Genomic DNA, 18141 nt, shown 5'->3' on the forward strand with positions numbered 1-18141 from the left:
CGCCGCCGTCGTCGCTGCGGTAAAGCATGCCGTCAACGGCGGCATACACCACGCCGCTCGGGCCAAAGCTGATGTCGCTGACGTTGGCGTAATACGGCGTCGTTCCGCCGAACGTGAGCGCATCGCTCCAGGTCGCGCCGCCATCGGTGCTCAGGTAGATCGAGGCTGGATGCAGCGGGTCACCGGCGCCGTAGGGATAGGAAACGCCGGCCGCCATGCGCAGCGGATTCGCTGGGTCGAACGCGAGCTTGTTGATCGGCACGCCGTTCGGCAAGCCGGTGCTGCTTGCAATGAAGCTCACGCCGCTGTTGGCGCTGGCCAGCACGCCATGGGCCGCGGTTGCAAGGTAGAGCATGCCGCCAGCACCGGGGGGATCGACAACGTCCGTCACCCGATCATTGGCGGGCATGGTGTATCCGGTCTGCGTCCAGTTGTCGGCGCGATCCGTGCTGCGATTGAGGCGTCCGAAGCTGTCGAAAGTCCACAGCGTCGACGGGGCGCCGGCATCGAGGGCCAAGGTGTCGAAATTGAACGCGGCCGAGCCGGCCAGGCCGGCTTCCTTGCGCGTCCAGCTCACGCCACCATCATTGCTGCGGAAGATTCCGCCGTTGGCCGAGGCGTACAGGATGCTTGGCATGGTCGGATCGACCAGCAGGCGATTGATGCGCCCGCCATAAGGCCCCTCGCTGGTCCAAACGCCACCACCGGCGAGAGCCAGGCCGGCGGGCAAGAGGCATGCGGCGAGCGCACAGGCAAACAGTCTGGTTTTCATGATCGAACTCCCCGGCAGCTTGGAGGGCGCTGCATCTTGCCCATCTTTGAACACCAATACGCAATTGTGCGCCGGAAAACGACAGCAAACGTGATCGGGTCGCTGGCCGTAGCGTGAACAGGCGCACGGTGGATCGGGCAAACGTGCCATGCGGCTCAGCCGAGGCGGGTGCTGCGCAGCAGGCAGGACGCGATGGACATGGCGCCGGCACCGGCATCGTGCCAGCCATGGACAGTTGCGCGCCCGTACCCGGTGTATCTCGTGGGATGTCAGTGGATCGATGGGGTCGGCGGCGCCATGCGTGGCATGGCCGCGCTGCCGCCATCTGCGCTGCCATGGCCGGTGAAGTGCATTTCCGGCATCCTGCTGCCCCGCCTTCGTATACAAGGCGCATCATTCAACCTGATGGAAAGGATTGCGGATGCAACTGGATGAACTGGAGTCGCTGTTCACGCAGGCCGGCGGGACTGACCTGGCCTATCTTCGTCATCACTGGCGGCGCTATTGCCAGACCAAGCGCGAGCTGGAATCGAGTCGGCCACTGCCGGTGGAGGCGAAGATCCTCGACGTCGGTGCGCACTGGCTGCATCAGGCCGCGCTGTACGCGGTCGATGGGCACAAGGTCCACGCGCTGGATTTGCCGCTCACGCTCACGCTGCCGCAGGTGGAGGCTGCCGCGCACAAGCTCGGCATCACGCTGCTGTGCAACAGTGACCTGGAGCGTATCCCATCGCTGTCGACGGTTCCCGATGATTCATTCGACCTGGTCCTGTTTGCCGAGATCCTCGAACACATCACGTTCAACCCGGTACAGATGTGGCGCGAGATCTACCGCGTGACGAAGCCGGGCGGGCGCATCGTGGTGACGACGCCGAACTACTATGCTGCGAGAGGGCGGCTATGGACGGCGCGTCGGTTCCTCGCCCGACTCGGTGGGGGTATCGAGGTCCACGAGATACTTGGCCTGCACACCCATGGGCATCACTGGAAGGAGTATTCGCTGCGTGAGGTCATCAAGTATTTCACGCTGTTGTCGGCCGACTTCAATTGCATCAAGGCCAAGTGCGTGCACGAGTACAACCCCGGCTACGTCGGTACTGCGCCAACACCTGTGACGCGCTTGCTGGAAAACACATTCGCTTTGCTACGGCCTTGCCTGCACGTGGAGATCTGCGTGGAGGGCAAGTCTGGCGGGATACGCGTGGAGCCGCACTGGTAGGCCGTTGGCGCACGCGGCCCATCGAAGTCCGGGCAGTCGCCACAAGCAGCCGTCATGCCCCCATCCGCGCGAGCACGCGGTCGATCCGTTCGCGGGTGGGGGCGCGCAAGAGCGCGGCCGAGTGCTTGCGCAACTTCGCCAGGTCGAGACGGGCGATCATTTCGCGCACCTCGAGCAACACGCCCGGATGCATGCTGAAATCGGTCAGGCCGAGCGCGAGCAGAAGCGCGGTGTGCTTGCGATCGCCGGCCATTTCGCCGCACAGGCTCACACGCTTGCCGGCACGCTTGCCGATGGCAATGATCTGCGCAAGCAGGCAGAGCACGGCCGGATGCAGCGGGTCGTAGAGATTGGCCAGATGATCGTTGTTGCGATCGACCGCGAGTGTGTACTGCACGAGGTCGTTGGTGCCGATGGAGACGAAATCGAGCTCGTGGATCATCCCGGCCAGGGCGATCGCCGCGGCCGGTACCTCGATCATCGCGCCCAGTTCGACGTTCTCGGCGATTTCGTGACCGGCACTGCGCAAATCGCGTGCGCTTTCCTTGAGCAGGGCGCGCATCTGATGCATCTCCTCGGCGGCGCAGATCATCGGCACGAGGATGCGCACGGGACCGTAAGCCGAGGCGCGCAGGATCGCGCGCAGTTGCGTGCGCATGAGTTCGGGGTGACGCAGCGACAGGCGCACGCCGCGCACGCCCAGCGCCGGGTTTTCCTCATCATCGAGCGCGAGGCCGCTGCTGTCGGCCTTGTCGGCACCGAGGTCGAGGGTGCGGATCGTGACCGGCAGCCCGCCCATGCCGAGCACGACCTCGCGATAGGCAAGAAACTGCTCTTCCTCGTCGGGCAGTTCGCGTCGTTGGAGGAACAGGAATTCGGTGCGATACAAACCGATGCCGGCGGCGCCGCTGGCACGGGCCAGGGCGATGTCGGCGGCTGATTCGGCATTGGCGTACAGCGCGATCTCGGCGCCATCGTGCGTGCGCGTGTCGCGCTCGGCGAGCAGGGCGAGCTGGCGGCTGCGCTGCAGCGATTCGCGCTGCCAGGTGCGAAAGCGGGCGAGATCGGCCGAGCTGGGGTGGGCGATGACCTCGCCGGCTTCGCCATCGATGAGGATGAGATCGCCGTCATGGATCGTGCTCAGGGCCTCGTGCGCGGCCACCACCATCGGCAGGTGCAGCGAGCGGGCGAGGATCGCGCCGTGCGAAACGCGACTGCCTGAACTGAGCACCACGCCGAGCACGCCCAGTTCAGCCAGCGGCACCAGCTCGGACGGCGCCACGGTGTCGGTAACGAGGATCTCGCCGACGCGCTCGGCAAGCTTGCGCTCCGCACTGCTGGATTCGCGCTGCAGACCCGCATGCACGCGTGCGATCACGTGCTCGACGTCTTCCTTGCGGCTGCGCAGGTAGGGGTCGTCCATGGCTTCGAACACTGCGACGAGGCGGTCTCGCTGCAGGTTGAGCGCGGCGCTGGCGCGCATGCGCCCGCGCCGGATCAGGTCGAAGATGCCACTGGTGAGCTCGCGGTCGGCGAGCATGAGACTGTGCGCATCGATGAACTCGGCGACCTCGCGCGCCATCGCGCCGTGCAGCTTGTCGCGCAACAGGGCGAGTTCCTCGCGGGCGATTTCGATCGCGCGCTTGAGCCGGTCGAGCTCGCTGTCGACTTCGTCCTCGGGCAGTGGGCGCTCGTCGACGAGGTAGCGGCTCGGATGCTGCAGACGTGCGCGACCCAGGGCCATGCCGCGTGATGCACCGCTGCCGGTCAGGACGAAACGCACGCCTGTTCATTCCTCGTTGGATTGCCGCGGCGGCGAATCGCACGCGGACTGCTTGTCGGCCAGCCATCACCTTGCCTGCCGGCAACGGCGCCATTGCCGGAGAGCGTGGCGCAAGCGATGGCAATTGTGCAATAGCCGCGCTCGCGTCCTGCTGTTCAGGTCACCGATTCGCGGACAGGCCGGGCCGCTGGCTCACTACTGGCCCTCGTCGAACTTGCGCTCGAACAGGTCCACCATGGTGTTCATCGCCGCTTCCTCGTCGGGACCGTCGGTGCGCAGCGTCAGCGGTGATCCGAGCCCGGCGGCGAGCATCATCACGCCCATGATGCTCTTGGCGTTGACTTCGCGGCCGCGGCAGACGAGGAAGGCGCTGGCCTGATAGCCATGCAGAGCTTGCACGAGCTTGGCCGAGGCGCGCGCGTGCAGGCCGAGTTTGTTGCTGATGACGATGTCCCTTTCAATCATGGTGTGTCGATGGATTTCGCTGCGGCATGGAGGGGTCAGGCATGATCGACGACGATGCCGCCACGACCGCCGCAGGCGGCGGTCTGCGCCAATTCGTCGAGTGATTGCTCGGGGTAGTTGAGGACACGCAGCAGCATCGGCAGGTTCAATCCGGACACGCAATGCATGCGCACGCCGAGGCCAGGCAGGCGATGGGCGATATTGCAGGGCGTGGCGCCGTAAAGATCGGACAGCACCAATACACCATCGCCGCGGTCGAGCTCGCGCGCGCTGGCGGCCGCAGCGCGCAGCATTTGTTCGGGATCGGCGTCGGCGGCAACCTCGCGCACATCGACCGGCAAGGGCAGGCGGCCGAGCACGTGGCGCGCGGCCTTGACCAAGGCGGCGCCCATGGCTTCGTGGGTCATCAACAACACGCCAACACTCATTTCACGCGCCCGTCATGCCAGTTCACGATGGTAGGTCAGCACTTGGCCGTATTCGCCGCGCAGGCGTTCGGCCAGGCATTCGGCCAGATAGACCGAGCGGTGACGGCCGCCGGTGCAGCCGATGCAGATGGTCAGGTAGCCGCGCCCGCTGGCATCGAATCCGCGCAGCCAGCGTTGCAGGAAGCCGTGGATGTCATCGGCATAAGCCACCACCTCGGGGCGCGCGCCGAGCCATTCGCGCACCGGTGCGTCCTTGCCCGACAGGGGGCGCAAGGCAGCCTCCCAGTGTGGATTGGGCAGCTGGCGCGCGTCGAACATGAAATCGGCCTCGGGCGGCACGCCATGACGGTAGGCAAAGGACTCGCACAGCAGGGTCACCGAGCCAGGTGCCAGATCCATCTCGGTGATGACCAGCCGGCGCAACTGATGCACGTTGAGAGTGCTGGTGTCCACCACGCGGTCGGCGAGCGCGACCAGTGGCCGCAGCAGGCGGCGCTCCTCGGCCAGCGCCTCGGCCAGGCTCAGGCCCTGTTCGGACAGCGGATGACGACGGCGCGTCTCGGCGTAGCGCTTGATCAACACGTCGTCGCGCGCGTCCAGAAACACCAGACGGTAGGCTACGCCCAGACGGGCCAGCTCTCCCAGCACCTTGGGCAGTTTGTCGCGCTGCTCGGCATGGTTGCGGACGTCGACGCCGACCGCGAGCTGACCGGGCGTACCGGCTTCGACCAAGGCGGGGATCAGCGCAGCCGGCAGATTGTCGACGCAGTAGTAGCCCAGATCCTCGAGCGTGCGCAGCGCCACGCTCTTGCCCGAGCCGGACAGGCCACTGACGATGATGAGCTGGCGCGGGGGCGCGCTGACGCTGCCGGCACTGTCTACCATGGCGGCAGGCGGCGCATCTGGTGCGCCTGTCGGTCGATGAAGGTTTGCGCCGGGTCGAAGCCCTTGCTCTTGAGCAGGTGGCTGCGTACCGCGGCTTCGCAGAGCACCGCGATGTTGCGGCCGGGCGCGACCGGAATCACGATCTGCGGCACCTGCACGTCCAGCACCTCGCGGTAGCCGACATCGCCGGTGAGACGCGTCATCGGATCGTTCGGTGGCGCGTCGAGCTTCTGCGGCTGCAGGTGCACGATCAGGCGCAGATACTTGGACGGTTTGACTGCGGTATGGCCGAACATCTCGCGTACGTTGAGCACGCCCAGACCACGCACTTCGAGCAGGTCGCGCAGCATTTCAGGGCAGGTGCCGTCGATCACGTCGGGTGCGATCAAGGTGAATTCGGGGGCATCGTCGGCGACCAGCCGGTGGCCGCGGGTAAGCAGTTCGAGCGCGAGCTCGCTCTTGCCGGTGCCGCTCTCGCCGGTGATCAGCACGCCGATCGAATAGACCTCCATGAGCACGCCATGCAGGGTGGTCTGACGCGCCAGCATGCGCGCGAGCTGGTACTGCAGGTAGGTGAGCAGTTCATGGCCACGCTTGGGGCTGATCCACAGCGGCGTGTGGGTTTCCTCGGCCGCTTCGCGCAGATCCGAAGGAATGGCCTGATCCTTGGTCACCAGCAGCGCGGTTGGCTGCGAGGAGAAGATCTTCTGCACGGTTTCCCAGCGTTGGCGCGAATCCAGTGCATCGAGGTAACGCAGTTCCTCGCTGCCGATGATCTGCACCTTGTTGGGATAGATGACGTTCAGGTAGCCGACCATCGATGGACGGCGTTCCATCGAGGTGTCGATCTCGATCGCGCGATTCTCGCCACGCATGCCGGCCAGCCAACGCAGGCCGAAGCGGGCACCGATGGCGTCGAACAGTTGGCGTGCGGTCAGACGATCCATGCTCGGAACGGGTCGATGGGTATTTTCCGGATTTGCGGAGCGGGTGTTCGTCCGAGTGTAGCGTACGCTGCGTGATTATCCGATCACGCGGCGGCGCGCAGCGCGCCACGCAAGGTGGCGAGCAGGGTCGCGGCATCCTTGGCACCGCGCAGAGCCGCGGTGACATCGCCATTGGAGAACAGCTCGGCCAGCTCGGCGAGCAGTTTGAGGTGCTGATCAGTGAAGTGCGCGGGCACCAGCAGAGCCGCCACCAGATCCACCGGCACGCCATCGTCGGCGCCGAAATCGACCGGCGTCGACAGCCGCACGAAGGCGGCGCTGGCGTGTTCCACCGCGGCGCTGCGGCCATGTGGAATTGCCACGCCGTGGCCGAGTCCGGTGCCACCCAGGCGTTCGCGCGCGCGCAAGGCATCGCGTGCGACGGTGCTGTCGTCGTTGCACAGCAGGCTTGCGATCTGGTCGATCAGGGCATCCTTGCTGCCCGCTGCAAGGTCGATGCGGACGCGATCGATGGGCAGGAGATCAAGAAACGGCATGGCGGGACCCGGATCGCCGAGACAGCGGACAAGCGCCACAGTCTAGCAGGCCGTGGCACCGCTGCAGTCTTTGGTTCGCGCGAGAAGGCCAAGCGGGACGCAACGGCCTGAAATTCCGGATCCGCCGCACTGCAGGAAGTGGGGGCGCCGCGCGCATGGCGCGACAGGCGCCGGGCAGCGCGGCATCGGCTGGCGGTGCACGCCGCAAGGATTGGATTTGCTGCGTGCCGAAATGGCGACCGGCGCGATCGCGCCGGTCTGATGGGGGCAGGCATGCGCAGGCAATGTCTGCCGAGGTTGGGTGAATCAGTGCGGCTTCGGGGCGTTCAGCCGTAACGCGTGGCACGAACCTCGTTGGCGTTGTGATCGGTGAGTTTTTCCTTGTGCTTGCGCAACTGCGCTTCCACGCGATCGACCAGGGCATCGATCGAGGCATACATGTCGGGCGCGGTGGCGACCGCGTGCAGGGTCTTGCCGGACAGTTGCAAGGTGACTTCAGCCTTGTGCAGGAGTTTCTCGACACCGAGGATGACCGAGACATCGTGCCATTGGTCGTAGACGCGCGTGATCCGTTCGAACTTGGTTTGCGCATAATCGCGCAGCGCCGGAGTGACTTCGACCTGATGACCTTTCACGTTGATCTGCATGGCTGCTTTCCTCAAAGGCGGCAGCACGTCGGCTGCCAGTCGTACAAGCCGCGATGGCGATGTGGCGCTGATCGCGGTCCACAAGTTTCGACACGGGTTCTCGCCTCGGGTTCCCCTCCTTTGCTTATGGCGTTTGCCGAAGCCGGAGCGGCCGCCTCAACGGCTGCCAAGCCGGCTGCGATCGTTCGATGACGGAATGTTCAATGCCTCCCGGTATTTGGCCACGGTACGTCTGGCAACGTTGATGCCGCGGCGGTTGAGTTCAAGGGTCAGGCCCTGATCGGACAGCGGATTGGCCAGCGGTTCCTCTTCGATGAGCTTCTTGATCATCGCCTGCACCGCGGTTGCCGAGGCGGCACCGCCGTCGCTGGTGGTCACGCCGCTGGAAAAGAAGTATTTGAATTCGAAGGTGCCGCGCGGCGTATGCAGGAATTTGCGCGTGGTGACGCGGCTGATCGTGGACTCGTGCATGCCCAGTTCCTCGGCCACATCCTTGAGCACGAGCGGACGCATGCCTTCCGGGCCGAACTCGAGGAAGGCTTCCTGTGCGCTGACGATGGACCGCGCAACCTTGAGGATCGTTTCCGCGCGCGTCTTGAGGCTCTTGATCAGCCAGCGCGCCTCCTGCAACTGGCCCTTGAGATAGTTGGCGTCGTCCCGGCGCGCCTTGGCGATCAAGCCGCTGTAGTAGTCGTTGATTGCCAGTCGCGGCTGGCAGTCGCCGGCAAGCAGGACTTGCCAGCGGCCGTTGAGCTTGCGCGCATAGGCATCGGGCGCGACGTATTCCGCGCCGACCGCTGCATGGGCGGCGCCGGGCTTGGGCGAAAGCGAGCGCACCAGGGCGAGCGCCAGGTCGAATTCCTCGGGCGTGACTTGCAGCGCGGCACCCATTTGCGTGCGGTCCTTGCGCGCAAGCGCTTCGAGATGGTCGCGCACGATGCGCCGCGCGAGCGCGAGCCCGGGGGTGTCGGCGGCAAAGGCACCCAGTTGCACGTCGAGGCATTCGCCCAGGCTGCGGCTGCCGACGCCGATCGGGTCGAACTGCTGCACGCGTCGACGCACCGATTCGATCTCAGCCACGCTGATTCCGGACAAGGGTGCCAGCGCTTCGAGCAGGGCCTCGTCGCTCTCGACCAGATAGCCATCGTCGTCGATCGCGTCGATCAAGGCGACGCCGATGCTGCGATCGCGTGCCGACATCGAGGTGAGATTGAGCTGCCAGAGCAGATGGTCGCGCAGGTCCTCGGCCACTGCATCCTGCGCTTCGAAGTCCTCGCTGCTGCCGGTGGTCTTGCGGTAGTCGCTGTGTTCGAGGTCGAGCGGTGCATCGGGCAGGTCGTCGAAGGTGTCCTCGCCGCTGGCCGCGCCCTCATCGTCGTGGTCGCCCGCGTCGAGCGAATCGCCGGGCTCGACATCGCTGCCGTCTTCGTCCGCGCCTTCATCCTTTTCCAGCAGCGGATTGGCTTCGATCGCCGCATTGAGTTCGAGTTCGAGTTCCAAGCGCGACAATTGCAGCAGGCGAATGGCCTGCTGCAGCTGTGGCGTCAGTGCCAGTGATTGGCCCAGACGCAATTGGAGGGCGGGCTTCATGCCGGGTAGGTGCCTGATCGCTCTCGGGTAACTCCGGAAACCAGCTGCGGCGCCGGGCAGGCCGTGTGGCGATGCGGCCCGAAGGATTGGTCGCATCGAAACGGACTGCGTTTCCGACACTCTGCTGGAGGTGATGGCCGGCGCAACAAAGGCTGTCCAAGGGGCGTTTTGCGGTCATCCTAGCGCCAAAGCCGGAAGCGGGGACAGGCACAGGCTGAAAAATCTTGTCAGGAACCCGGAAAGTGCTGATTACATGCGAAATTCGTGACCCAGATAGACTTCGCGCACTGCATCATTGGCGAGAATGTCGGCCGGCGTGCCGCGGGCGAGCACGCCGCCCTCGCTGAGGATGTAGGCGCGCTCGCAGATGCCCAGGGTCTCGCGCACGTTGTGGTCGGTGATGAGCACGCCGATGCCGCGCGACTTGAGCTGGCGCACGATGCGCTGGATGTCGATCACCGAGATCGGGTCGATTCCCGCGAACGGTTCGTCGAGCAGCATGTAGCGCGGCCGCGCCGCCAGCGCGCGGGCGATTTCGACACGCCGGCGCTCGCCGCCCGAAAGGCTCACGCCCTTTTGCGTGGCGATGTGGCCGATCTGCAGGTCATCGAGCAACATCTCCAGCTCGCGCGCGCGGCCACGCGCATCGAGGTCGGCACGCAGTTCGAGAATCGCGAGGATGTTGTCGGACACGCTCAGGCGTCGGAATACCGAGGGCTCCTGCGGCAGATAACCCACGCCCAGCCGTGCACGCGCGTGCATCGGCAGGGTGGTTATGTCGAGGTCGTCGATGTGGATCGAGCCGGCATCGGTGCCGATCAGTCCGACCACCATGTAGAACGAGGTGGTCTTGCCTGCGCCATTGGGTCCGAGCAGGCCGACGATTTCGCCTTCGCCGAGCGCGAACGAGAAATCGCGCACCACCGCACGGCCACGGAAACTCTTGCGCAGACCATCGGCCTTGAGCATCAGCCTGCGCCGCCGTCCGCAGCGGATTTTGCGGGTGCTGCGGCCGGTTTCGCCGCAGGCTTTGCCTTGGGCTGGATCACGATGTGCACCGGTGCGCTGCCATCGGTGTTGCCGCTTTCCATTGCCCCGGTCTGGGTGTTGTAGACCATGTGCTGGCCGCGAAACTCGCTGCGGCCCTCGCGGATCACGCTGACATTGCCGTCGAGCACGGCAACGCTGGTGTCGGCGTTGTATTCGATGCGCTCGGCGCTGCTGTCGACCTTGTCGCCGTCATCGCTGATTTCCTGCAGCCGCGCCGGCTTGCCGGTGAGCACCACGCGCTGCACCTGGTTGGAAACGTCATTGCCCTTGGCATCCTTGGCCTTGTCGGGATGCTGGTAGAGGGTGGCCTGCGCCGCGCTCGCCTTCATGCTGCCGCGGGTGACCTTGACGTTGCCGGTCAGCACGGTGACGCCGCCTTCCTTGCCCGAGCCTTGGGTCATGCGCGAATGGTCGGCGCGGATATCCATCGGCTGGTCGCGGTCGTCACTGCGCGCCAGAGCGCTACCGGCGATGAGCATTGCGGCCAGGGCCGGCAGCGCCCACTCAATCAGGCTTGGCCCGCGCCGATTTTGGTTGCAGGACGAAGTGGACATCGGCAAGCAATTCGAGGGTCTTGTCATTGAGATCGCCACGCATTCCGGTTCCGCTGAGTATAGAGCCGGGTCGACGGATCGTGACCGGAGTATCGGCGGCAATCTTGCGCTCGCGCGGCCAGGCGGTGAGCTCGCTGGCGGTGATCTCGGTCGGTCCACCGCCATTGGTCGCGCCGGCCTGATGCAGCTCGACCTCGCCCAGCAGTTTCATGATTTCGCCGCTCTTGTCGACCCAGGCTGTTTCGGATTTGCCTTGCCAGAGCCTGTCGCTGCCGTCGATGAACGCGTACTCCGGGTGCGTGACGAAGATCGAGCCGTCGCCATCGCCGCGTCGCGCCAATGCCGGCCCGCTGACCTGGAAGTTGCGCTTGCCGTGGGCATCGAGCGCATCCAGCGTGAAATCGGTCAGGGTGTAGTCCGAGCGCGGCGGTCCGGCGAAAGTCTGTGCGTTGCTGCGGTCGCGGTTGAGCCAGACCAGCCATTGGGTGCCCAGCGCAAGCAGGGCCAGCACGGTCACGCTGAGCCAGTAGCGTCGATCGAGGCGCATGGCGACTCAGCGCAGGAAAGTGGCGAGTTCGGAGGCGACCTTGCCCTGCGCGGCGAGCAGCAGGTCGCAGACCTCGCGTGCGGCGCCGTCGCCTCCGGCATGGCGCGTGCGCCAATGGGCGCGCTCGCGCACCCAGGGGTGGGCGTTGGCTACCGCGATGGCCAGGCCCACCTCGCGCATCGGCGCGAGGTCGGGCAGGTCGTCGCCGGTGTAGGCCGCTTGTTCGGGAACCAGCCGCAGTGCCTGCAGCAATTGCGCCAGACAGGCGCGCTTGTCTTTCTGGTCCTGATAGACATGGGCAACGCCGAGCTCGGCCATGCGTTCGGTGACGATCCGGCTCATGCGCGCGGTGATCACCGCGACCTCGATGCCATTGGCGAGCAGGCGGCGGAAGCCGAGTCCGTCGTGGACATGAAAGGCTTTGCTCTCGTGGCCATCGGCGGCATACACGAGTTTGCCGTCGGTGAGCACGCCATCGACATCGAACACGGCGAGCTTCACGCGCGCGGCGCGATCCTTGATGTCGGCGGGGAGGTCGTCTGGAAGCATGGCGATGGGTCGCTGAAAATGATCGGTGTTGGACTTCGGTTGCGTTTCGCCTCCTCCCATCGGGAGAAGGTGGCGCGAAGCGCAGGATGTGGGATCGAAAGCATCCTCACCCCTTTCCCTCTTCCGCTGGGGGAGGGATTGATTCGTGATTTTTCTTGCGGTTCCGGTCAGACCACCCGCGCGCGCAGCAGGTCATGGATGTTGAGCGCGCCGACGACGCGCTGCCCGGCATCGACGACCAGCAGGCCGTGGATCTTGTGCGCTTCCATCAGTTGCGCGGCCTCGACCGCGAGCCGGTCGGCGCCGATCGTCTTGGGATGGGCGGTCATCAGCTGCGTGACCGGTGTGCTGCGCAGGTCGATGTCACCGTCATCGACGGCGCGGCGCAGGTCGCCATCGGTGAACACGCCAGCGAGACGGCCCTGGGCATCGACGATCGCGGTCATGCCCAGCCCCTTGCGCGTCATTTCCATGAGCGCCTCGCTCATTGACGAGTCGATCGAAACGCTGGGAATCTGCGTGCCGGTGTGCATCACGTCGCTGATCTTGAGCAGCAACTGGCGGCCCAGGCTGCCGGCCGGATGCGAGCGCGCGAAATCCTCGTTGGTGAAGCCGCGCGCCTCGAGCAGGGCGACCGCGAGCGCATCGCCCATCACCAACGCAGCGGTCGTGCTCGAGGTCGGTGCGAGACCGAGCGGGCAGGCTTCTGCGCTCACGCTGACGTCGAGATGGATATCGGCCAGACGCGCCAGCGAGGAGTCGGGATGCCCGGTCATGGCGATCAAGGCGGTGCCCTGACGCTTGATCGGCGGCACGATCATGAGCAGCTCGTCGGTCTCGCCCGAATACGACAGCGCCAGCACCACGTCCTTCTGCGTGATCATGCCGAGGTCGCCGTGGCTGGCCTCGCCCGGGTGCACGAAAAAGGCCGGGGTCCCGGTCGAAGCGAGCGTTGCCGCGATCTTGCGGGCGACATGGCCCGACTTGCCCATGCCAGAGACGACCACGCGCCCGGCGCATTCGAACATGCGCTGGCAGGCACGCAGGAAGTTGCTGTCGATGCGTTCGTGCAAGGCCTGAATCGCAGCAGCCTCGGTGGCGATTGCGGTCTGCGCGCTGCGCGTGAGCGCGGCGGCGTCAAGCAGCGGGTGGCTGATGGCTCGGGGAGCCGGCAAGGTCTGGGCGTTCATCTCGGAAAGGCAGGGGCGGACGGTGGGCAGGAAAGGGTCCATTACTCTGCGCCAGCGGAATTTGGGTACCATTTGCGCTCCTCGATTGTACTTTTTCCCCGGCCACCCGTCGCGCCAAGCCGTTGCAGGACGGCCCGCAAGGCGCTTTCGTCGCGCCTGCGCCGCGGATTTGCCTTCTTCGGAACAGACTATGGACACCTCCACCATCCAGCATCTCATCGCGCAGGGCCTGCCCGGCGCGCAGGTTGAAGTCCTCGGCGACGACGGCGTGCATTTCCAGGCGCGCGTGGTCAGCGAGCAGTTTGTCGGCAAGTTGCCGCTGGCGCGCCACCGCATGGTCTACGCCACGCTCGGCGAGCTCATGGGCGGCGCGATCCATGCCCTGTCGGTACGCGCGCTCACGCCCGAGGAAGCGGGCAGGGGCAACTGATCCGCGGCGCGGTCAGCGATCGCAGCGCGATTTTCCATTCATCACTTTCCGGTTTCGATCCATGGCAAAAATCCTGATCAATGGCGGCACTCCGCTCAACGGCGAGGTGACGATCTCCGGTGCCAAGAACGCGGTGCTGCCGATCCTCGCCGCAACCCTGCTTGCCGATGGCCCGGTCACCATCGGCAACGTGCCGCATCTGCACGATGTCACCACCACGATGGAACTGCTCGGCCAGATGGGCGTGGATCTGGTCATCGATGAGCGCATGAAGATCCATGTCGATCCGCGCCCGACGCACAAATTCTTCGCGCCCTACGACCTGGTCAAGACGATGCGCGCCTCGATCCTCGTGCTCGGGCCCTTGGTGGCGCGCTTCGGCGAGGCGGTGGTGTCGCTGCCGGGTGGCTGCGCGATCGGTTCGCGGCCGGTCGATCTGCACCTCAAGGGTCTGCAGGCGCTGGGCGCCGATGTCAGTGTCGAGAACGGCTACATCAAGGCGCACGCCAAGCGCCTCAAGGGCGCCCGCATCTACATGGATATGGTCACCGTGACCGGCACCGAGAACCTCATGATGGCGGCCGCGCTGGCCAAGGGCACGACGATCATCGAGAACGCGGCGCAGGAACCCGAAGTCGTCGATCTCGCCCATTGCCTCAATGCGATGGGCGCGAAGATCGAGGGCGCCGGCACCGCGACTCTGGTGATCGAAGGCGTCGAGCGTCTGTCGGGCACGAGCTACGACGTGCTGCCCGACCGCATCGAGACCGGCACCTTCCTCGTCGCCGGAGCGATCACCGGCGGCAAGGTGCTGGCCAAGCATGCGCGGCCGCGCACGCTCGACGCGGTGCTGGCCAAGCTCGAGGAAGCCGGTGCGCAGATCAATACCGGCGAGGACTGGATCGAACTCGACATGGGTGGGCGGCGGCCGAAGGCGGTCAATCTCACCACCGCGCCGTACCCGGCGTTCCCGACCGACATGCAGGCACAGTTCACCGCGCTCAATTGCGTGGCCGAAGGCGTCGGCGTGATCACCGAGACGGTGTTCGAGAATCGCTTCATGCATGCGCTCGAGTTGCAGCGGCTGGGCGCCGACATCCGGCTCGAAGGCAACAGCGCGATCATCAAGGGCGTGGCGAAGATGTCGGGTGCGCCGATGATGGCGACCGATCTGCGCGCTTCCGCCTCGCTGGTGCTGGCCGGACTGGTCGCGCAGGGCGACACCCAGATCGACCGCATTTACCACATCGATCGCGGCTACGAGAACATCGAGGAAAAGCTCGGCGGCCTTGGCGCCCACATCCGCCGCTTGCCCAGCTGAACCAGGTCGGGCAGGGGGACGCGCCGCATTGGCGGCTCACTGGATGTCAGCGCGGAGCAGGCGTCCAGCCTGGTCGAACTCGACATTGCCATAGCCGCGTTCGTCCTCGATCCGGATGTAGACGTGCGGTTTGCCGCAGAAACCACTGCGGTAGACGGCGACATCCTTGACCACGGCCCCGGGCATGGCGGCGACCAGACCCGGCGCGTCGGCAATCATCGCCGGCAGTTGCGCGAGCGGGAAATCGCCCGTGGCGAACGGTTTGTTGCAATCGAGCGCCATGGTCTTGTCCTCGCGCCACAGTTGCATCCGACCGTCGGCATCGACGAGCCACGTCGATACTGTGCGGCGGTCGTCGGCGCGGTACAGGTCAACTGACAGCTGGGTCGCATCGACGCTGATGCGGCGCAGTGCGAGTGGCGCGCGGGTGCTTGCAGCCAGGCGCTTCAGATCGGCATCGATCGAGCGCAGGAAGTCGCGCTTGCGACCATCGCCTTCGACGTGCGGGAGCCCCTTGGGCGGTGCGGCGGGTACGACCTGGGCGGCGCCGGCGAGCAGCTTGGCGGGATCGACCTTGTGCCAGCTATCGTCACGGAATTCGCGCGCCTTCGCCTTGGTGCCGTCCGTGCTCCAGGTGAGGTGCAGGAATACTTCGCTGTTGCGCTCGCTGTGCAGCACCACGCGCCAACCCAGTTCCTCGCACATCATGCCGGCGCCCAATTCGAGGTTGGGCGGTTCCTGGTAGCCGTTGGCGGCAGCTATCGTGCGCGCCTGCGCGAGCAGGCGTACACCAAGGGCGGCATCGACCGCGTCGAACGGCAGTTTCTTGCGGCACTCCACGCTGCCCGCCTTCCTGGGTGTTCCCTGCGCCATCACCTGGCCGGGAATGGCTTCGTATTCGTCGAAGTCCTCGCCGGTCTGTACCAGCATGCGGGCGTAATGCTCGCCGAGGCGGAACTCGAGCACATCGGCCCGATGGCCGATGCGGGCCGCGAAGGCGGCCATCAGCGCCGCCGGCTGGTCGAGGGGATGCGCGGGTGCAACGGCTTCGGCGGCCAGCACCGTGGAATTGGCCAGCGCGAGGGCGGCGGCGAGGGTGAGGCTTGTTTCAGTCCTTGTCGGCATCGAGCATCCTCCCGTGCAGGTCGAATTCGACGCGGCCGTCATGGCGCGCCGTTTCGAGATGGAAGGTCCAGATCGGCGAATCGGTCAGCGCGATGAATCCGCTGGAATCACCGCGTTCGAGTTCGATGTAGGTCACGCGCGCATCGGGCAGGGCCAGTTTGGCGCGGGCGCTGGCCAGCATCGACGGCAGGCGCGGAAAGTCGATCGTGGTCAGCTCGATCACGTGGTGGTCGAGTGCGGCCAGCGAGGGATATTCCTTGAACTTGATCGGGATCGGACCTTCGATCCGGCCGTGGTCGTATTCCCAACTGTCGATGAGGTCGCGTCGATCCTGGTTCTGGATCCACAGGTCGACCTTGCCGTCACGATCGATCTCGAGCTTGTAGACCTTGATCGGCGGGCCAAGCTCATGGATCAGCCGGGTCAGGAAATCGGTGAGGTCGGGCCACTGGAAATCCTTGTCCTGAGCCTGCACGCCGTGCGCGGCCAGGAGGCAGGCGAGGGCGAATGCGATGCGTGACATGGCGATGCTCCGCAGCGGTGACTCGGGCGCATTGTGCGCCGGTTCGAGTCTGAAACACCCAAGACCGACCCAAGCGAACATCGCCTCGCTGCGCAACCGGCCTCAGCGCATTTCGATCAGTTGCAGCGTGATGGTGTCGCCGTTCTTCTCGCTCTGTTCAATGCGTACTGGCAGCCAGTCCAGCGAGGCCGCGAACCAGCTGCGCGAGACGCGCTTGCGGTCGGCGCCGGGTTCCCCTTCGCGGCGCATGAGTTGGGCCTGGTAGCGGCCGGCTGGCACCTCGACCGCCTCGACCGGGCCGCGCTGGTAGCGCATGGTTTCGACTTCGCTCTTGACCGCGACCGCGTATTGGAAAGTCGTCGCGCCGTGCATGAGGTCGCTGGCGAGCGCGAGGGTGACGCTCTGGCGGTCGATGATTCCGGGCACGATCGCGTAATGGAAGGTCTGCTCGCCCTGGCGAACCTCGACGCTGCCCTTGGCCCAGTCGAAGCTGGCATGACGCGTGCGGTCGCGGAAAGCGCTTTCCTGGCGGTAGTCGTAGTCGAGCGCTTCGGGGTGCCCGCCCTGCCAGCGGAAACGCGACGTCTCGACCACATGGACGCCCGCAAGCCGGGCCAGGCCCGAGGTGCCGCGCGTTTCGCTTTGCAAGGTCCAACTGCCATCACCGTTGTCGCGCAGCTCCAGCGTGGTGCGGCCGATGTCGCTGCCATTGCGCAGCGTGGCGTACTGCGCGCGAAATGGCTTGAACTGCGCCGCAGCCGGTGCTTCCTGTGCGCCCGCCGGCGCGAACACGAACAGCAAGCCCGCAAGCAGATGACGCATCGACGGGCTCCGATTGCGGAAAGGGGCAGTGTGGGCGTGCATGTCTGAGTGCCGCGTCAGTCCAGCGTCGCGCCGGTTGCGCCCAGCCGCAAGGGCGCGCGCAGCGGCTGGCCGTCGAGCACGACGTGTTCACCGTCGAGCACGAGTCGGTCGCGCGCGATGAGGTCGACGCAGGCAATCAGCAGTCGATGCTCCTGCGGCAGCAGGCGCTGCGCCAGCGTCTGCGCATTGTCGGCCGCGTCGATCACGATGGCGGTCTGGGCGATCAGCGGACCACCGTCGAGCTGCGCGCTGACGAAATGCACGCTGGCGCCATGTTCACGCTCGCCGGCGGCAAGCGCACGCTGATGCGTGTGCAGGCCCGGAAATTTCGGCAGCAACGAAGGGTGGATGTTGATGATGCGCCCCTGCCAGGGGGCCAGCGCGTCCGGATCGATGATGCGCAGGTAGCCGGCGAGCACGATCAGATCGGGCGCGGCTGCGGCGACCCGCGCGAACAGTTCGGCATCGAAGTCGGCGCGCTGCGCGTAGCTGTGTGGGTCGAGCGCGAGCGTGGTGATGCCGGCGTGCTCGGCGCGGCGCAGGGCGGGCGCATGGGCCTTGTCGCTGGCGACCAGCACGATCTCGATCGGCAGGCGACCGGAGCGTGCGGCATCGAGCAAGGCCTGCAGGTTCGATCCGCGGCCCGAGGCGAACACTGCCACACGCAGCGGACCTGCGGGCCTGTCGTGCATGCTGCTGACCACGCCGGAATACCG

At 65.9% G+C, this 18141-nt stretch carries 21 protein-coding genes; 3 read left to right on the plus strand and 18 right to left on the minus strand.

What is annotated here, in order from left to right; translation table 11 throughout:
* Nucleotides 1–772, minus strand: a 772-nt coding sequence (locus KF759_RS11250) for a hypothetical protein (RefSeq protein ID WP_291225532.1), incomplete at its 3' end; no start/stop codon positions are given.
* Nucleotides 773–1193: 421 nt separating this feature from the next.
* Here KF759_RS11250 and KF759_RS11255 point away from each other — a divergent pair.
* Nucleotides 1194–1991 carry a methyltransferase domain-containing protein gene (locus KF759_RS11255; protein WP_291225534.1) on the plus strand — a complete coding sequence of 266 codons (798 nt, stop codon included), beginning with the start codon at nt 1194–1196 and terminating at the stop codon, nt 1989–1991.
* A 52-nt stretch (nt 1992–2043) separates the two neighbouring features.
* Here the strand turns inward: KF759_RS11255 and ptsP are convergent, their stop codons facing one another.
* The 13 genes from ptsP to KF759_RS11320 form a co-directional block, all read right to left on the minus strand.
* Nucleotides 2044–3774 carry a phosphoenolpyruvate--protein phosphotransferase gene (gene ptsP / locus KF759_RS11260; protein WP_291225536.1) on the minus strand — a complete coding sequence of 577 codons (1731 nt, stop codon included), beginning with the start codon at nt 3772–3774 and terminating at the stop codon, nt 2044–2046.
* 195 nt (nt 3775–3969) lie between these two features.
* Nucleotides 3970–4239 (minus strand): HPr family phosphocarrier protein, encoded by a 270-nt coding sequence (locus KF759_RS11265; protein WP_291225538.1) that lies wholly within the window; start codon nt 4237–4239, stop codon nt 3970–3972.
* A gap of 35 nt (nt 4240–4274) precedes the next feature.
* Nucleotides 4275–4667 (minus strand): PTS fructose IIA subunit family protein, encoded by a 393-nt coding sequence (locus tag KF759_RS11270; protein WP_291225540.1) that lies wholly within the window; start codon nt 4665–4667, stop codon nt 4275–4277.
* 12 nt (nt 4668–4679) lie between these two features.
* Complete coding sequence (gene rapZ / locus KF759_RS11275; protein ID WP_291225542.1) at nt 4680–5552, minus strand: RNase adapter RapZ; 873 nt, start codon at nt 5550–5552, stop codon at nt 4680–4682.
* A complete protein-coding gene (gene hprK / locus KF759_RS11280) occupies nt 5546–6499 on the minus strand; it encodes an HPr(Ser) kinase/phosphatase (protein ID WP_291225544.1) in 954 nt (317 codons plus the stop codon). Before hprK ends, rapZ begins: the two co-directional genes overlap by 7 nt.
* A gap of 83 nt (nt 6500–6582) precedes the next feature.
* Nucleotides 6583–7035, minus strand: a complete 453-nt coding sequence (locus KF759_RS11285; protein ID WP_291225546.1) for a PTS sugar transporter subunit IIA — start codon at nt 7033–7035, stop codon at nt 6583–6585.
* A gap of 326 nt (nt 7036–7361) precedes the next feature.
* Nucleotides 7362–7682 carry a ribosome-associated translation inhibitor RaiA gene (raiA, locus tag KF759_RS11290; RefSeq protein WP_291225548.1) on the minus strand — a complete coding sequence of 107 codons (321 nt, stop codon included), beginning with the start codon at nt 7680–7682 and terminating at the stop codon, nt 7362–7364.
* 156 nt (nt 7683–7838) lie between these two features.
* Nucleotides 7839–9272, minus strand: coding sequence for an RNA polymerase factor sigma-54 (locus KF759_RS11295; protein WP_291225550.1), 1434 nt, complete (start codon nt 9270–9272; stop codon nt 7839–7841).
* Between the two features lie 249 nt (nt 9273–9521).
* Nucleotides 9522–10241, minus strand: coding sequence for an LPS export ABC transporter ATP-binding protein (gene lptB, locus KF759_RS11300; protein ID WP_291225552.1), 720 nt, complete (start codon nt 10239–10241; stop codon nt 9522–9524).
* Nucleotides 10241–10801 (minus strand): lipopolysaccharide transport periplasmic protein LptA, encoded by a 561-nt coding sequence (gene lptA / locus KF759_RS11305; protein ID WP_291225554.1) that lies wholly within the window; start codon nt 10799–10801, stop codon nt 10241–10243. Before lptA ends, lptB begins: the two co-directional genes overlap by 1 nt.
* A gap of 25 nt (nt 10802–10826) precedes the next feature.
* Nucleotides 10827–11423 carry an LPS export ABC transporter periplasmic protein LptC gene (lptC, locus tag KF759_RS11310; protein ID WP_291225556.1) on the minus strand — a complete coding sequence of 199 codons (597 nt, stop codon included), beginning with the start codon at nt 11421–11423 and terminating at the stop codon, nt 10827–10829.
* Nucleotides 11424–11429: 6 nt separating this feature from the next.
* Nucleotides 11430–11972 (minus strand): HAD hydrolase family protein, encoded by a 543-nt coding sequence (locus KF759_RS11315; RefSeq protein WP_291225558.1) that lies wholly within the window; start codon nt 11970–11972, stop codon nt 11430–11432.
* A 167-nt stretch (nt 11973–12139) separates the two neighbouring features.
* Entirely contained in the window at nt 12140–13162 is a 1023-nt protein-coding gene (locus KF759_RS11320) for a KpsF/GutQ family sugar-phosphate isomerase (protein ID WP_291225560.1), read from the minus strand.
* A 190-nt stretch (nt 13163–13352) separates the two neighbouring features.
* Here KF759_RS11320 and KF759_RS11325 point away from each other — a divergent pair, with 190 nt between their 5' ends.
* Complete coding sequence (locus tag KF759_RS11325) at nt 13353–13592, plus strand: BolA/IbaG family iron-sulfur metabolism protein (RefSeq protein WP_291225561.1); 240 nt, start codon at nt 13353–13355, stop codon at nt 13590–13592.
* Between the two features lie 61 nt (nt 13593–13653).
* Nucleotides 13654–14913, plus strand: coding sequence for a UDP-N-acetylglucosamine 1-carboxyvinyltransferase (murA, locus tag KF759_RS11330; RefSeq protein WP_291225564.1), 1260 nt, complete (start codon nt 13654–13656; stop codon nt 14911–14913).
* A gap of 36 nt (nt 14914–14949) precedes the next feature.
* Here murA and KF759_RS11335 read toward each other — a convergent pair whose 3' ends face one another.
* The 4 genes from KF759_RS11335 to purN all read right to left on the minus strand — a co-directional run bounded on the left by KF759_RS11335 (nt 14950) and on the right by purN (nt 18117).
* Complete coding sequence (locus KF759_RS11335) at nt 14950–16038, minus strand: hypothetical protein (protein ID WP_291225566.1); 1089 nt, start codon at nt 16036–16038, stop codon at nt 14950–14952.
* Complete coding sequence (locus KF759_RS11340) at nt 16022–16561, minus strand: hypothetical protein (protein ID WP_291225568.1); 540 nt, start codon at nt 16559–16561, stop codon at nt 16022–16024. The genes KF759_RS11335 and KF759_RS11340 overlap by 17 nt, the downstream gene beginning before the upstream one ends.
* 102 nt (nt 16562–16663) lie before the next feature.
* Nucleotides 16664–17383 (minus strand): DUF3108 domain-containing protein, encoded by a 720-nt coding sequence (locus tag KF759_RS11345; RefSeq protein WP_291225569.1) that lies wholly within the window; start codon nt 17381–17383, stop codon nt 16664–16666.
* Between the two features lie 56 nt (nt 17384–17439).
* Complete coding sequence (gene purN / locus KF759_RS11350) at nt 17440–18117, minus strand: phosphoribosylglycinamide formyltransferase (RefSeq protein ID WP_291225570.1); 678 nt, start codon at nt 18115–18117, stop codon at nt 17440–17442.
* Between the last annotated feature and the right edge of the window lie 24 nt (nt 18118–18141).

Source organism: Dokdonella sp., assembly GCF_019634815.1.
GTDB lineage: Bacteria > Pseudomonadota > Gammaproteobacteria > Xanthomonadales > Rhodanobacteraceae > Dokdonella_A.

What these genes read in the sequence shown, in the direction of transcription:
- KF759_RS11255 (WP_291225534.1), top strand. Translation starts at nt 1,194, where the DNA reads ATGCAACTGGATGAACTGGAGTCGCTGTTCACGCAGGCCGGCGGGACT.
- KF759_RS11265 (WP_291225538.1), bottom strand. Translation starts at nt 4,239, where the DNA reads ATGATTGAAAGGGACATCGTCATCAGCAACAAACTCGGCCTGCACGCG.
- KF759_RS11270 (WP_291225540.1), bottom strand. Translation starts at nt 4,667, where the DNA reads ATGAGTGTTGGCGTGTTGTTGATGACCCACGAAGCCATGGGCGCCGCC.
- rapZ (WP_291225542.1), bottom strand. Translation starts at nt 5,552, where the DNA reads ATGGTAGACAGTGCCGGCAGCGTCAGCGCGCCCCCGCGCCAGCTCATC.
- hprK (WP_291225544.1), bottom strand. Translation starts at nt 6,499, where the DNA reads ATGGATCGTCTGACCGCACGCCAACTGTTCGACGCCATCGGTGCCCGC.
- KF759_RS11285 (WP_291225546.1), bottom strand. Translation starts at nt 7,035, where the DNA reads ATGCCGTTTCTTGATCTCCTGCCCATCGATCGCGTCCGCATCGACCTT.
- raiA (WP_291225548.1), bottom strand. Translation starts at nt 7,682, where the DNA reads ATGCAGATCAACGTGAAAGGTCATCAGGTCGAAGTCACTCCGGCGCTG.
- KF759_RS11295 (WP_291225550.1), bottom strand. Translation starts at nt 9,272, where the DNA reads ATGAAGCCCGCCCTCCAATTGCGTCTGGGCCAATCACTGGCACTGACG.
- lptB (WP_291225552.1), bottom strand. Translation starts at nt 10,241, where the DNA reads ATGCTCAAGGCCGATGGTCTGCGCAAGAGTTTCCGTGGCCGTGCGGTG.
- lptA (WP_291225554.1), bottom strand. Translation starts at nt 10,801, where the DNA reads ATGCTCATCGCCGGTAGCGCTCTGGCGCGCAGTGACGACCGCGACCAG.
- lptC (WP_291225556.1), bottom strand. Translation starts at nt 11,423, where the DNA reads ATGCGCCTCGATCGACGCTACTGGCTCAGCGTGACCGTGCTGGCCCTG.
- KF759_RS11315 (WP_291225558.1), bottom strand. Translation starts at nt 11,972, where the DNA reads ATGCTTCCAGACGACCTCCCCGCCGACATCAAGGATCGCGCCGCGCGC.
- KF759_RS11320 (WP_291225560.1), bottom strand. Translation starts at nt 13,162, where the DNA reads ATGAACGCCCAGACCTTGCCGGCTCCCCGAGCCATCAGCCACCCGCTG.
- KF759_RS11325 (WP_291225561.1), top strand. Translation starts at nt 13,353, where the DNA reads ATGGACACCTCCACCATCCAGCATCTCATCGCGCAGGGCCTGCCCGGC.
- murA (WP_291225564.1), top strand. Translation starts at nt 13,654, where the DNA reads ATGGCAAAAATCCTGATCAATGGCGGCACTCCGCTCAACGGCGAGGTG.
- KF759_RS11335 (WP_291225566.1), bottom strand. Translation starts at nt 16,038, where the DNA reads ATGCCGACAAGGACTGAAACAAGCCTCACCCTCGCCGCCGCCCTCGCG.
- KF759_RS11340 (WP_291225568.1), bottom strand. Translation starts at nt 16,561, where the DNA reads ATGTCACGCATCGCATTCGCCCTCGCCTGCCTCCTGGCCGCGCACGGC.
- KF759_RS11345 (WP_291225569.1), bottom strand. Translation starts at nt 17,383, where the DNA reads ATGCGTCATCTGCTTGCGGGCTTGCTGTTCGTGTTCGCGCCGGCGGGC.
- purN (WP_291225570.1), bottom strand. Translation starts at nt 18,117, where the DNA reads ATGCACGACAGGCCCGCAGGTCCGCTGCGTGTGGCAGTGTTCGCCTCG.